Here is a 13,855-nt window from a genome sequence, read left to right as displayed (position 1 = left end):
TCGGCATCGTTGCGCCGTAGTGCTTGGATGGTGGGGGTCGAGACCGCGGCCGCCGAGGGCGATGACGGAGACCGGATGCGAGTGCTGTTCGTGGCGATGCCGTTGATCGGGCATCTGTTCCCGATGATGCCGCTGGCCGAAACTCTGCGCGAGCGCGGGCACGAGGTCATGGTGGCCACCGGCGGCGACGCGGCCGCGGTGGTGCGGGCGCGATTGCCGGTCGCCGAGGTTGCCCCGCCGATCGACTATCTGCGTGCCGCGGTGCGGGGGCTGGGCAGGCATCCGGTGCTGGCGTGGCGATCGGGGCAGGGGATGGCGGATGCGCGCGGCGGTGCCCACGTGTTCGCGGTCACCAATCGGCCGATGATCGAGCCGCTGCTGCGTGCCGCCACCGAGTTCGGGCCCGAAGTGATCGTGCACGAGCCGTTCGCGTCGGCGGCGGCGATCGTGGCCGACCGGCTCGGCGTACCCACGGTCCTGCACAACATCGCCCTCGACAACGGCACCGTCATCCGCCGCGAACTCCTGCGTCTGCTCACCGACGCCGCCCTGCCCGCACCGGCGAGCACCCTGTCCATCGCCCCGCCCAGCATCGCCTGTGTCGACGGGCAGCCGTTGCGCTATACCCCGTACTCCACTCCGGGCGCGGACACACCCGCATTCCTGCGCGAACCGTCCACGCGCCGACGCATTCTCGTCACCCGCTCGACCATGCTCGGCGACGGTCCGGACACGATGCTAGGTGCGATCGTGCGCGCCGCACCGTATGTCGATGCCGACATCGTCATCGTGCGGCCCGATCGAAAGACAGTGCGCAACACCGCACTTCCCGCGAACATCCGCACGACCGGGTGGATCGCCCTGCACGAAGCTCTGCCCCACTGCACTGCCATGGTCAACCACGCGGGCGCCGGTTCGGTCTATGCCGCCCTCCACGCCGGCATCCCTCAGATCGCCACCCCCGCACCGGGCGACCGAGCGTGGAATGCGATCTCGGTGCAGCGGCGCGGCGCCGGACTGTCGGTGCCTGCCCGTTCGATCACCGCCGCCCACCTCAACGCCCTGATCTCTGATCCCGACCTGGCGGCCAGCGCGCGGGCGGTCGCCGCCGAGATCGCCGCGATGCCCGGTGTCATCGACATCGCCGACGAGGTGACCCGATCGGCCGGCACCCGGTGAGCTAGGGCGCTTGCACCAGCGTGAGCTTCGACTTCTTGCGCACGGTGAAGCCCAGCGTCTCGTACAGACTGATCGCCGTCGTGTTGTGTGCGACCGCGTGCAGAAACGGCGTCTCACCCCGCGCGCGAATTCCGGCCCCGACCGCCCGAATCAGCCGCGAGGCGATACCCCGCCCCCGAAAGTCGACATCAGTGCACACCGCGCTGATCTCGGTCCACCCCGGAGGATGCAGCCGCTCCCCCGCCATCGCCACCAACCGGCCCTCGACCCGCAGTCCGAGATAGGTGCCCATTTCGATGGTCCGCGGCGCGTACGGGCCCGGTTCGGTTCGGGCGATCAGCCCTAGGATTTCGGGAACATCAGCGGGTGTGAGTCTTTCGAGCTCAGGATCGAGGGAAACCCGCAATCGCGCGCCGTCCATCTGCACGGTGTCGAACTCGGCGAGCACCGTCCACCCCGCCGGCACCGCATGCCCGATCCCGCGAATTCCAGCACTGCCGCCCGACCCGAGCACAGCGCCCAGATCAGTCCAATCCTGCTCATCCAACACCGCCGGATGCCCAACGAATCGCGCGACTTCCGGCTCATAGCGCCCGATCCGCCCCGTCCACTGCGCGAAACGACTGTGCTCGCCCCGCAACGAAGCCCGCACCGGATCATCGAGCGGATGCACCGCGATATCGACGTCGACGGTCAACACACTCTCCTCACCAGGCAACCCGACCGCCGAAACGTTAGCCGAGCACACAACCACCGGTCACCGTTTGCGCTCACCACGATTCCGACCCCCTGTCCTCGAACACATCCCGCAACCGCCCCACCACCGTCCGCCGCCACCCCTCCGGGAACCGCCCACGCAACGAGCGGACCGAGTCAGTGCTCGGCGAGCGAAAGCTGGATATCCAGTTCCAGCAGATAGTGATTCACCGCCACAGCGGCTCTGGATCCCGCGGCCGCGGCGTGGACGAGTTGTGCAGGCGAATCGGCGACATTGCCCGCGGCCCAGATACCAGCGACGCTGGTGCGCCCGGTGGCATCGACCGCGACCCAACCGTCGTCGCCGACCGCGCATCGCAGCCGAGTGAGCAGATCGTCACGGGGAGTGAAACGCGGCCCGACAAAGACCGCCGTCCGCGTAATGAGCTGTCCCGATGCGAGTTCCACGCCGTGGAGGCGACCGTCGTGCGCAACAACTCGGTTCACCTCGCCTTCGACAACGTGAACATTGCGCGCGGACAACCGGCGGCGCTCATCCGCCGACAACACGATCTCGTGCGGGAAGAAGAGGACGTCGTCGGACCACTGACGCACCAGCGACGCCTGGTGCACGGAAAATGCCCTGTTCGCACCACCCAGAACCGCCAGCGGCGCGTCCCGCACCTCGTATCCGTGACAGTACGGACAGTGGAGAACCCCCTTTCCCCACTGCTCGCGAACTCCGGGGATCGCCGGCAGTTCATCGCGCAGACCCGTCGCCACAACCACAGCCCGCGCCGCAACGGCGGCCCCGGTTTCGGTCTCCACCGAGAAATGTCTGTCGACCGCGGCGATGTCCACGACTCGGTCCGCCAGCACCTGTGCGCCGTAGCGGCGCACCTCCGCGCCGCCTGTCGCCAGCAACTGCTCGGGCGCGACTCCGTCTCGTGTCAAGAAGCCATGCGTCGTCTCGGCAGCCATGTTTCGAGGTTCACCGGAGTCGATGAGCACTACTTGCCGACACGATCGAGCCAAAACCAGCGCGGCACTCAGACCTGCCGCACCTCCACCGACCACCACGACATCGTGAACCACAATTCCCCCTCGACCACTCCGCGCGACCTTGTCACCGTCCGGGTACGCTCCGAACGTACCGAATTGTTTACTAGTTAACAAAAGGAGAGGTAATGGCCGAAAAGTCGCTCCGAGAACGGACATCCGATCTCTGGCGTGTCCGAAACCCCGACCTCGACACGTCCGCCATGGTGGTGGTCGGCCAGATCAAACGCATTTCCGCCCTGCTCGACCGTGCCGTGGAGGACATCTACGCCGAAGCCCACATCACCACGGCAGAGGTGGGCCTACTGGTACCCCTTCGGTACGCCGACCCACCCCTCACCGCGATCCGACTGGCCGAACACCTCGGCATGTCCAGGGCCGGCGTCGGAAAAACACTCACCAAACTCGAGCGGCGAGGACTGCTCACCCGCACCCAGAACCCGACCGATCGACGATCGACCCTGATCCGCCTCACCCCAGCGGGAATTGGCTTGATCGACGAGGTCTTCCCCCGCGAACTCGAAGCCCACGCACAGCTGCTCGCCGACCTGGATCAACAACATTCCGCAGTACTACAGGGCTTGGACCACCTCGCCCGGAGTCTCGAAGCTCGAAGCGACCGCTGAGACCGCGACCGGTCACGACGCCGAAGGCGACTGGCAGGCGTTCGAACCCCGCCTACGCTCGCCGCCGAAGCGGTGCGTGGACCCGAGGGCAGGACAACTCAGGCCCCCACGCCAACGCGCTGGCACAACTCGCGCACGTCCTTCGCCATTCCCACAGGTGGGCGCTTCGACAGCCCCAGCAACAGCTCCTTGGCGAACCCGTTGAAGCCGATCGTCTCAGATGCGGTGCGGTGCGCTTTGTTCAACAAAGCCAGCACGGCAGCGCCCTCGTCGCGCTGATGGTAGGCGCGGGCCACCTCGATCAGATGACGTGCCCTACGCGGCACCGACACGATCGCTTCCTCCTCGAGCGCACGCGCCGCCCGTAGCGCTTCCCCGGATCGACGCAGATCCACGCCGAGGGTGACCGCATTCGCGCCCTGCACTGCCTGCCCGAAGCTGGTTTGAATGTGACGATAGTCCGGGCCCAACCGCTTCGCCCAGCGGTCGGCACGGTCCCACGCCGACCACGCATCTCCGTGACGGCCGCGGCGAGCATGCACCAGAGCCGCCTCGGCTTGCAAGGCACCGGTGATACCCCGCCAATCGTCGGGAGTGTTGTCGCGATCCAGGTAGGGGGCGAGGATTTCGGTACCCGATTCGATCAGGGCGAGAGCCTCATCCCATCGGCCCGAGTCCCGCAGCGCCTGCACCATCGACCACGAGGACGCAGCGACGAGGTACGGGTCGTCTGCTTCGTATGCCTGCTCCAACGCGCGGTCCGCGACCATCCAGACCAACGAACTGTCCCGCTGATAGGCCACGAAAAAGTCCACCAGTTGATAGACGCCAGCCAGGACTCGACGTGCCTCCCGTCGGCCGGGGTCTGGTGCGCGCGCCGCCTCCTGGGCGTCGCGAATCAGACTCGGCAGGATCCTGCCGAGCTGTGTGCGGTGATCGGGGCTGGCGTGCCGGACCTCCCAAGCCAGGCGTAGCCGCTCGGCCAGGTGCGCAGCGTTGTGGGTGCGACCGGGCGAAGGCCGACGGAAATCCGTGAGTGCGGCTTGGACGTCGCCGAGGGCCTCGTGTCTCGCCCCCGCGTACAGATTCACCGAGACGGCGTGCCCGTTGCCTGTCAGGTCGGCAAGGTCGGCCAGCCCCAGGGCGTCAGCGATGGCCAACAGCATCGGCAGCTTCGGTGGTTGCAGCACCCCGTTCTCGATCTGCTTCACCCAGTCAGATGACCGGTTGATCCGGTCGCCGAGCACCGGCCGACTGATTCCCGCACGCTCGCGGTGGCGTTTGATGCGCAGCCCGATCGGGGCGTGATCTTCCATGTTCCGTACCCCTTCACGGCGGGCGTGGAAAGCAATGTGCCCAGTCTAGGTGGCATAGGGGGCGAAATCCTCCCCATACCTCGTCTTCGCCGACCTTAACGTTGCGGCATGTCAATCGCCGGGCTACCAAGTCTGCTCGCCTTTCCCGAATCCCACGGTGAAGGCAAACGTCAATGACCACAGTCGATTCCAGAATCATCGTCGGCCGGATTGCTGCCGCGCAATGAACGGCATACTCCTCTGTGGGCGCGATCCTGGTCCGCTGACCGCCGAACAAGCTCATCGGGTGATGCAAGTCCATCTGGAATGCGCGGTCGACACGTGCCGGTGTCGGCGACGTGCCCGAACCGCCCTGGTGGAGCAGAAGCGGATGGTTCTCGACGAACGCGCACAACAGGTCAGGGGCTCGTGATGAGCGAGGATCACCTGACTCACTGCCAGGACTGGATTTTGACCAGCTTGTGCGAGTTCTCCCCGACAGCGCCGATCACCACTCCTGACCTCGCCTCGAAGTTGAGCCACTCGGTTCGCCGTACCGAGATGTACCTCGAACAGTTGGTTGCGATGGGATTGGTTCGTGTGCATGAGGTTTCGGGTGAACCAGCTTGGCGGCCATCCTCTGACGGTCTAGCGATCGGCAGCGTCGAGTAGATCATCGGTGACCGCACGACGATCAATCTCTCGGTTTCAGCTCGGGAGAACTCGATTTCGTCAGCGATCAGTCGCGTCGGCCCGACAGGGAGGCGCGGCGGGTGTTCGGTGAGCGGGTCGTGTCCGGGAACTCGTCCGCTAACCTTGCGTTTTGTGGCGAGGATTGCGGTGATCGGTGGTGGTCGGATCGGGGAGGCGTTGATTGCTGGGCTTCTCGAATCCGGTTGGGCACGTGAGGATCTGGTGGTTGTGGGGCGGGTGCTGGCGCGGATCGAGCGGTTCGGCATTCGGGCGATGACCAGCCTCGCGGATGCGACCGAGAATGCGGATCTGATAGTGATCGCGGTGAAACCGCGCGATGTGGACGGCGTGCTCACCGAACTGGCCGAGTCGATGGTCGGCAGGGCGCGCGATCAGGTGCTGGTGTCGCTGGCCGCGGGTGTGTCGACGGCACGGATGGAAGCTGAGCTGCCCGCCGGTTTCCCGGTGGTGCGGGTTATGTCGAACACCCCGATGCTGGTCGGCCAGGGCATGAGCGCCATCGCGGCGGGCCGTCACTGTAGCGAGGAGCAGTTGCGGCTGGTCGGTGATGTGATGGAGGCCGTCGGCAAGGTGGTGACGGTCGCCGAGTCGCAGATGGACGCGGTGACCGCAGTGTCGGGTTCGGGGCCCGCGTACTTCTTTCTGGTGATCGAGGCCATGATCGACGCCTCGGTGCAGCTGGGTCTGTCCCGGGAGGTAGCTGCCCAGTTGGTGCAGCAGACCATGCTCGGTTCGGCCGCGTTGTTGACGGAGTCGCGCCGGCCTGCCGTGGAGTTGCGCGCTGCGGTCACCTCACCCGCGGGAACGACCGCGGCGGCGGTGGGAGAACTCGAGCGGGGTGGTGTGCGTTCGGCTTTCGGTGAGGCATTGATCGCGGCAGAACGCCGTTCGGCCGAACTGGGCGCGATGTCGAACTAGCCTCGCTCTTGGTTGTGGTTGACGGGGCCGGCCGGATCGGTTCCAAATTGGCTGTCCGAATCCCTACCTCCCCCAGCGATTTCCGGTGCTCGACCACTGTTTGAGTCGCACCAAGGCGGGCATTCGCACTGAGCAAGGACAAACCTCTACCGGAGGGACAGCGTCGTGTTCACACATCTACGAGGGGCCGTGCTGATCGGGCTGCTGGTTGTCGCCGGCTGCGCTACCAGCACCGAGGCACCTGATCCCGGTTTGCCACCGTCGGCCGAGGGCGCACCTGAAATCTCCGATGAGGCGGCCGCGCACCTGTGCGAGATGATGGCCCCGGATCTCGATAATTGGCGTGCGCAGGGAGTCACTGTGGCGCGCGTGTCGTTCAACGCCACAGTGCAGAACTGGGCGGTGCGCAGCGGCGGCATCAACGTGGCGGTGGCTCGCAATCGCGAGGTGATCGATGCCGTCACCCAGCAGCACTGCGCTGATGTGCGCCAGCAGGCCATGCAGGCCCTGGATGTGCCGGATCTGGCCTCAGCGCTCGCCGGAGTCTGAGACGCCTGGGTCGGAAACCGCGGCGGGCGAGGTGGCCTCGACACCACGGCGCCGGTCGCGCAACACCAGCACGCCCGCCGCGACCGCCCAGATCACCGCGAACGCGACCGCGCGCATCAGGCTCCAGTTGACCATCAGCATCACGAGCGCGACGCCACCGAACAGTGTCAACAACCGGGCGGTACTCGTCTGACCTTTCATCGCCAGATCATCGCACGGTCCCCCACGACCTGCCACGACGCTCAGCTCTCGACCCGCACGACCTCGTCGGGAACCGCAGGCCGACGAGCGGCCCAAGCCAATGCGGGCACGATCAGCAGCGCGATCCCCGCACCGAGGAACGCCAGACCCGGGTAGTCGGCGAATGCCACGACCACCCCGGATCCCAACCCACCACCCGCACCCGCGATGGCGATACCCACATCGACGGTGCCCTGTGTTCGAGCACGGGTGGCGACCGGCGTCGCATCCGCGATCATCGTCGTTCCCGCGACCAGTCCCAGATTCCAGCCCACCCCGAGCAGTCCGAGCGCCACCGCCAGCGCCCCGACCGAACTCGGCGGGGCGAGCGCGGCCGCCGAACCGGCCGCGACCAAGGTGGCAGCGGCCGCCACGGCCACCAGGCCTGGCCCGAACCGATCCACGAGCATCCCCGACAGCAACGACGGCAGATACATCCCCGCGACATGCACCGCGATCACGAATCCCGCCGCGCCCACCCCGTGCCCGTGATGCTGCATATGGATCGGCGTCATCGTCATGACCGCGGCCATCACCAACTGCGTCACCACCATCACCGTCGTCCCGGCCACGATCGGCGCCGACCACCGTGTCGGAGCGTCCGTCACGACCACCTCGCCGGGCGGCTCGGCAATCGCGCGGGCAACAACAAGCGGGTCCGGCCGCAGCATCACCCACAGGACAAAAGCCGCCAGCACATACGCCACCCCCGACAGCACGAACGGCCCGGAAAGCGCCGGAATGCCCCAGCTCACCGCCATATTCGACATCGGCGTCGTCAGATTCGGCCCGACCACCGCACCGACCGTCGTCGCCACCAGCACCGTGCTGATCGCGCGCGCCCGATGCGCGGGCTGCGCCAGATCCGCGCCGGCGTATCGCGCTTGCAGACTCGTCGCGGTGCCCGCCCCGTACACGATCAGCGACACGAACAGCAGCGCCAGGCTCCCGGTCACCGCAGCGGCCACCACCCCGAAACTCCCTAGCGCACCGGTCAGATAGCCCAGGGTGAGGCCTGCCCGTCGACCCGCACGCTGCGAAATCCGACCCACTCCGACCGCCGCCGCGGCCGACCCGACCGTGAACATCGCTGCGGGCAACCCCGCCAGCCCGGTCGATCCGAGCATGTCCTGCGCCAGCAACGCGCCGACGGTGATGCCGGCGGCAAGCCCCGCGCCACTGAAAATCTGCGCCGCGACCAACACGGCCAGCGTGCGCCGTTGCGCGGGATGCTCGCTCATGGCGTCATCATCGCGGCAGAGATGGACGCCGGTCCAGTCGTTAGGCGCAGAAAGGTCCAGTGACGACGAACCGGCCTCCTCGAACGGCGCGAAGCTAGCGCAGGTACGGCCCCAGCTTGATATTCACCTCGGACCCGGCATCCTCGATCGAGGTGATCGGCCACACCCGCCCGGGCTGCATCGTGCCCGCGGCCGTGGCGTAACCGACGACGTCGAGCGCCGCGACCCCGTCGTCGTCCTGCAGGATGCCGGCCTCGGTGCGCATTCCATCGGAGAACACCACATCGAACTCGTCGGCCATACGATCGGCGCGCACCACCACACCGGGGAACAGATGCGAATAGTCGACGATGATCCGTCCCGGCTCAGCGCGTTCGTTCATCGACGTCCTCTCCGAGTTCTGACCTCAGTGACCACACGGATCGGTGAGGTGCAGCCCCTCGCCGACCTTGATCCGGCGATGCTCGGCGAGCACGATCCCGACCCCGAACAGCAAACACACACCGCTGAGGATGCCGGCGATCACCGCCCATCCGACGAACCCGGAACCGGCGGCCGTCAAGGTGGCCGCGAGCATCACGATGCCGACTCCGACGAGGAACAGCCCCGGCCAATTGAGCGAATCCTGAATCGACTCACCCGCGTGTGAGCGCGTCGTGCGCTCGGTGTCGGGAAACTTGTGTTGATGGGGATCGATGTAGTCAGTCATGGCACGGCCTCCTTCCGACGAGAGCTCTCCGTCTTCGGCGCGTACCCCCGATTCAATCGGGCAAACGGCCAGAATCACTCGAGTTCTCCCGCACGAGCACGAAGAAGTACGGCTCGGGGAAATTGCGGTAGTCCATCAGGCCCAACACGGTGTCGTCGTCGATCCGGCGGAACACATCGATGATCGGCAGATGGTCGTACACCATCGCCGTGGTGACCACCCCGCGGTGCTCGACCGCCCGCAACCGAGCCCGATAACCACGGGCGCGCAACGCCGGTTTCAGCACCCCGAGCAGCCCCCGACCCCGGTCCACGACCTTGCTCGGCACCTTCCCGACCAGGCCCAACGGCACCCGTTGCGGATCGACGGCGAAAATATCGCCCGCCGGAGCGCGAAACAGCAGCGGATGCACCCTGTCGAGACCGTCGAATTGCTTGCCGTACCACCCCGACGCGACGAGCAACCCGTCCATCGGGTGCCCGGTGCCCAGCTCGCGACCACTCCATCGGCCACTGAGCTGGGTCGCCGGCACCGGCGCGAGACTGTCGAACAGCTCCAGCGCGTCCTGTCGGGAACAGGCGGGTTCGAGCGCGGTAAGTCGGTCGATCGTCATGAAAATCCTCTCGCCTCAGGCGGGCAGTCGCAGCGCACCGGGCGCCGAAGCGGGCACAGCGGGCTGTTCCGGGGCCACCGGACTGATCCGCTGGTAGGCGGCACCGAGATCCGGACGCGGATCCGGCTCACCCTTGTTCGGCCAGAACGCCATCGCACGCTCGGCCTGCGCGGTGATGGTCAGCGACGGGTTGACCCCGAGATTGGCGGTGATCGCGCTGCCGTCGGCGATGTGCAGCCCGGGATAGCCATAGACCCGCTGATACGGGTCGATCACGCCGGTCTCGCGGGAGTCGCCGATGGTGCAGCCACCGATGTAGTGCGCGGTCGCGGGGATATTGAAGATATCGGTGGCGATATTGCCGGTGATGCCGTCGGACTCGGCAGCGTATCGGCGGGCGATGTCGTGCGCCATCGGAATCCACTCCGGGTTCGGCTCCCCGCTGCCCTGCTTGGTCACCAACCGCTTGCCCTTCAGGTAGGAGGTCAGCGAATTGTCCAGCGACTGCATCACCAGCAGGATCACCGACCGCTCCGACGCACCGTGCGCATTCTGCGAGCGCAGGAACTGCACCGGATGCAACACCATCGACAGCAACAACCGCAGGAACCGGAACGCGCCACCATCGATCATCGGCACGGTCTGCAAGAACAGCGCGTTCTGCCCCTTGCCGTAGGTGCACACCTCCACATGCGTCTGCGGTTCCGGGTGAATGGAGGACGTGATCGCCACGCCCTGGGCGAAATCACGCCGGGACTTACTGGTGACCCCGATGATCGCCTCGGAATTGCTGCGGGTCAGCTCGCCGACCCGCGAGGACAACTCCGGCAGCGTGCCGTCGCTACGCAACTTGTGCAGCAACTTCTGGGTGCCCAGTGCCGCCGCCGCGAACACCACCTGCTGGGCGGTGAACGTGCGACGCTGCTTGCGCACCCAACCGTTGGACTGCACCGTCTCGACGCGATAGCCGCCCGCACCGTCGGGCGCCACCGACGTCACCGTGGTCAACGGATGCACCTGCGCGCCGTTGCTCTCGGCCAGGTGCAGGTAATTGAGCGTGGTGGTGTTCTTGGCATTGTGCTTGCAACCGGTGAAACACTCCGAGCAGTGGATACAGCCCGCCCGGCGCGGACCCGCGCCACCGAAGTACGGGTCCTCGACCTCGACACCTTCAGAACCCTCGTTGAAGAACACGCCCACATGGGTGCGATGGAAGGTATCGGCGACCTTCAGATCCCGCGCCACCTGCAACAGCACGTCGTCCTTCGGCCCGACCCGCGGATTCTCCACCACGCCCAGCATCCGCGAGGCCTGGTCGTAGTACGGCGCGAGCTCGGACTTCCAGTCGGTGATGTGCGCCCACGCGCGATCGCGATAGAACTCCGGCAGCGGTTCGTAGAGCGTATTGCCGTAGATCAGCGACCCGCCGCCCACGCCCGAACCACTGAAGACCAAGCATTTGCCCAGCGCGCTGATTCGCTGCGGCCCCGTCAGGCCGAGGCGCGGCGCCCAGATGGCCTTGGGAATGTTCCAGTTCGTCTTCGGAAAGTCCTCGGCATTCCAGCGTCTGCCGGATTCCAGAACTCCCACCCGGTAACCCTTCTCGGTCAGCCGCAGCGCTGTGACGCTGCCACCGAAACCGGAACCGACGACGATCACGTCGTAGTCGTAGTCACTCATCGCGACACCACCTCATAGTCGGCGGGATCGAACCGCGCCTGCTTCTTGTATTGGATTCCCAGTAGTGGCCAGTTGGTCGTGATCCGGCCGTCGGCCTGGCGGTACCACGACGAGCAGCGACTCCACACGCTGCCGCCGAGCTGCGCCTGGATCCGCTCGTCATAAGCCTGCTCCACGTCCGGACGCACCGTCAGCGCGCGACCGGACGCCGCGAGATGGGCGACATAGTCGCCGAGGTACTTCGCCTGCGCCTCGAGGAAGTAGATGATCGAGCCGCCACCGGTGTTGGTGTTGGGCCCGTACATGATGAACAGGTTCGGAAACCGCGGCACGGTCATGCCGTAGTAGGCGTGCGCACCGCTGCCCCACTCCTGCGTCAGCTCCCGGCCCTGCGCGCCCGTGATCGTCATCGGCGCCAGGAACTCGGTGCTGGTGAAACCGGTCCCCCAGATGATCACATCCACCTCGTGATCCCGCCCGTCCGCGGTGCGCACACCCGAGGACGTGATCTCGGCGATCCGCTCGGTGGTCACCTCCACATTCGGTTCGGTCAGCGCCGGAAGATAGTTGTCGGAGAACAGAATTCGCTTACACCCGACCGGATAGTCCGGCCACACCTTCTCGAACAGCCCCGGCTTGGCCTTGGTCTGCCTGCGCATGTGCCACTTCGACACAGCCTTGATCGCGGCGGACAGCGGCTTGGAGTACACCCAGGCGACGCTGAGCCCTTCGACGACGCCGTACCAGGTGCCACGTTCGGCGAGCTCGGTCACCGGCAGCTTCTCGAACACCCGATGATGGCGCGTCGAGAACTCGCGATCGGGGCGCGGGATGATGTAGGGCGCGGTCCGCTGGAACAGCGTCAGCTTCTCGGCCTGCCGCTGGACCTCGGGAACGAACTGGATCGCACTCGCCCCGGTACCGATCACGGCGACGCGCTTACCCGTCAGATCCACCTCGTGATCCCACTCGGCGGAATGGAAACTGGCGCCTGCGAAGCTGTCGCGCCCCGCGATCGCGGGCACCGAGGGCCGCGACAGCTGGCCCACCGCCGACACCAGCACATCGACCACCACGGTGTCCCCGCCGCCGAGCCGGACCGTCCACTTCCCGGTCGCGTCGTCGAACGCCGCGCCGAGCACTTCGGTGCCGAACCGGATATGGCGGCGCACATCGTATTTCTCGGCGACGTGCCTGATGTAGTCGAGGATCGCCGGCTGCCGCGAGAATCGGTGCGGCCACCGTGGATTCGGCTCGAAGGAGTACGAGTAGAACGGGGAGGGCACATCGCAGGCCGCACCGGGGTAGGTGTTCTCTCGCCAGACGCCGCCGACATCGTCGGCCTTCTCGAACACGACGATGTCGTCGAAGCCGCGCTTCTTCAGTGCGATGACAGCCGCCAGGCCACCGAACCCGCTACCGATCACTGCGATGGACGGGGTCATGAGGTCCCTTCGAGAACGAGGCGAGCACAGGTTTCGGGGTCGTCGCTGAACGGGAGGTGCCCGCAGCCGGGAAGGTCGACGTGCTGCGCGAACGGCAACACCGTCCGCGCGCGGGCGCTCTGGGTGCGGTGCACGAGCACGATGTCACGGGTGCCCCACGCGATCGTCACCGGAATCTCGCCCAGCGAGCCACGGTCGTCGCCGGGGTCGAGCACATAGTTGCCGAAGTCGTCGCGAGCGGCGGCGAAGGAGGTGGCCCCCGCCAGCCCGGCCAGATCGGTGCGGGCGGCATCGGGATCGACACGCACCGGGCGGCCGAACATGGACGAGAGCAGGACCACGCGGCCGGCGGGGTGCTCGACCAGCCGGTCCAGTGCCGGTCCGGCGACCCGAGCGGCGCCACGCATGCTGGTGAGCAGGCCCTGCGTCCATCGCCGTCCGAGCGGCCCGTAGAAGCCGACCGGGGAGAACGCGGTGACCCCGGATGCCACTCCGGCCCGGCCCAGCTCGAGGGCGATCCCGCCGCCCATCGAACTCCCGACCACGTGCGGGCGTTGAATCTCGTTGTCCGCCAACCATTGTGCGAGCCAGGTGGCATAGCCACGCGGCCCCGGTCGCACAGTGTCCAGCGCGGGTGAGTCACCGAAGCCCGGGAGGTCGATCGCGATGACCTCGTGCTGCTCGGCGAGCAGATCGATGATCGGTGCGAAAACCTGCCAGCGGCTGCCGAGACCGTGCACCAGCACGATCGGCGTACCACTGCCCCGGCGGAGGTGGGAGATCTGCGTCATCGCAGCCCTTCGTCCAATAAACAGTTACTGCGTACGGTTTCTTGATTGCACCAGCTCCATCGGCCGTCGTCAAGAGGTGACGGCCGACACCTTTCACTCA

General features: G+C 66.6%; 15 protein-coding genes. 4 read left to right on the top strand and 11 right to left on the bottom strand.

Annotated features, from left to right (window positions below; all coding sequences use genetic code 11):
- The first annotated feature begins 27 nt into the window (after positions 1 to 27).
- Entirely contained in the window at positions 28 to 1,179 is a 1,152-nt protein-coding gene (locus ACWF99_RS01565; protein ID WP_452533988.1) for a glycosyltransferase, read from the top strand.
- 1 nt (position 1,180) lies between these two features.
- Here the strand turns inward: ACWF99_RS01565 and ACWF99_RS01560 are convergent, their stop codons facing one another.
- Together ACWF99_RS01560 and ACWF99_RS01555 are read right to left on the bottom strand one after the other, a co-directional pair.
- Positions 1,181 to 1,879, bottom strand: a complete 699-nt coding sequence (locus ACWF99_RS01560) for a GNAT family N-acetyltransferase (protein WP_452533986.1) — start codon at positions 1,877 to 1,879, stop codon at positions 1,181 to 1,183.
- Positions 1,880 to 2,052: 173 nt separating this feature from the next.
- A complete protein-coding gene (locus ACWF99_RS01555) occupies positions 2,053 to 3,093 on the bottom strand; it encodes an NAD(P)/FAD-dependent oxidoreductase (RefSeq protein ID WP_452533984.1) in 1,041 nt (346 codons plus the stop codon).
- Between ACWF99_RS01555 and ACWF99_RS01550 the strand changes: the two genes are divergently transcribed.
- Positions 3,063 to 3,560 carry a MarR family winged helix-turn-helix transcriptional regulator gene (locus ACWF99_RS01550; protein WP_452533982.1) on the top strand — a complete coding sequence of 166 codons (498 nt, stop codon included), beginning with the start codon at positions 3,063 to 3,065 and terminating at the stop codon, positions 3,558 to 3,560. The genes ACWF99_RS01555 and ACWF99_RS01550 overlap by 31 nt on opposite strands.
- Before the next feature lie 98 nt (positions 3,561 to 3,658).
- On the opposite strand, the gene ACWF99_RS01545 is transcribed toward ACWF99_RS01550, so the two are convergent.
- Positions 3,659 to 4,876 carry a helix-turn-helix domain-containing protein gene (locus tag ACWF99_RS01545; RefSeq protein WP_452533981.1) on the bottom strand — a complete coding sequence of 406 codons (1,218 nt, stop codon included), beginning with the start codon at positions 4,874 to 4,876 and terminating at the stop codon, positions 3,659 to 3,661.
- Between the two features lie 804 nt (positions 4,877 to 5,680).
- Between ACWF99_RS01545 and proC the strand changes: the two genes are divergently transcribed.
- Complete coding sequence (gene proC / locus ACWF99_RS01540) at positions 5,681 to 6,487, top strand: pyrroline-5-carboxylate reductase (RefSeq protein ID WP_452533979.1); 807 nt, start codon at positions 5,681 to 5,683, stop codon at positions 6,485 to 6,487.
- Between the two features lie 189 nt (positions 6,488 to 6,676).
- Entirely contained in the window at positions 6,677 to 7,036 is a 360-nt protein-coding gene (locus tag ACWF99_RS01535; RefSeq protein WP_378628964.1) for a hypothetical protein, read from the top strand.
- Here the strand turns inward: ACWF99_RS01535 and ACWF99_RS01530 are convergent.
- The 8 genes from ACWF99_RS01530 to ACWF99_RS01495 all read right to left on the bottom strand — a co-directional run bounded on the left by ACWF99_RS01530 (position 7,016) and on the right by ACWF99_RS01495 (position 13,755).
- Positions 7,016 to 7,237, bottom strand: coding sequence for a hypothetical protein (locus ACWF99_RS01530; RefSeq protein WP_452533977.1), 222 nt, complete (start codon positions 7,235 to 7,237; stop codon positions 7,016 to 7,018). The two genes, ACWF99_RS01535 and ACWF99_RS01530, sit on opposite strands and share 21 nt — an antisense overlap.
- A gap of 41 nt (positions 7,238 to 7,278) precedes the next feature.
- The gene (locus tag ACWF99_RS01525) at positions 7,279 to 8,517 is read right to left on the bottom strand and encodes an MFS transporter (protein ID WP_452533975.1); all 1,239 of its coding nucleotides are present in this window, start codon (positions 8,515 to 8,517) and stop codon (positions 7,279 to 7,281) included.
- A 94-nt stretch (positions 8,518 to 8,611) separates the two neighbouring features.
- On the bottom strand, positions 8,612 to 8,899 hold the full coding sequence (locus ACWF99_RS01520) for a hypothetical protein (RefSeq protein WP_378628958.1): 288 nt from the start codon (positions 8,897 to 8,899) through the stop codon (positions 8,612 to 8,614).
- Positions 8,900 to 8,923: 24 nt separating this feature from the next.
- On the bottom strand, positions 8,924 to 9,226 hold the full coding sequence (locus tag ACWF99_RS01515; RefSeq protein ID WP_378628955.1) for a hypothetical protein: 303 nt from the start codon (positions 9,224 to 9,226) through the stop codon (positions 8,924 to 8,926).
- Between the two features lie 52 nt (positions 9,227 to 9,278).
- Entirely contained in the window at positions 9,279 to 9,839 is a 561-nt protein-coding gene (locus tag ACWF99_RS01510) for a DUF4334 domain-containing protein (protein ID WP_452533974.1), read from the bottom strand.
- A 15-nt stretch (positions 9,840 to 9,854) separates the two neighbouring features.
- A complete protein-coding gene (locus tag ACWF99_RS01505) occupies positions 9,855 to 11,519 on the bottom strand; it encodes a GMC oxidoreductase (protein ID WP_378628951.1) in 1,665 nt (554 codons plus the stop codon).
- On the bottom strand, positions 11,516 to 12,964 hold the full coding sequence (locus ACWF99_RS01500; protein ID WP_452533973.1) for a flavin-containing monooxygenase: 1,449 nt from the start codon (positions 12,962 to 12,964) through the stop codon (positions 11,516 to 11,518). Before ACWF99_RS01500 ends, ACWF99_RS01505 begins: the two co-directional genes overlap by 4 nt.
- Positions 12,961 to 13,755, bottom strand: a complete 795-nt coding sequence (locus ACWF99_RS01495; RefSeq protein WP_378628947.1) for an alpha/beta fold hydrolase — start codon at positions 13,753 to 13,755, stop codon at positions 12,961 to 12,963. Before ACWF99_RS01495 ends, ACWF99_RS01500 begins: the two co-directional genes overlap by 4 nt.
- Positions 13,756 to 13,855: the final 100 nt, after the last annotated feature.

This window comes from Nocardia sp. NPDC055002, from assembly GCF_053608825.1.
This window is presented reverse-complemented; position numbering and strand designations above follow the sequence as displayed.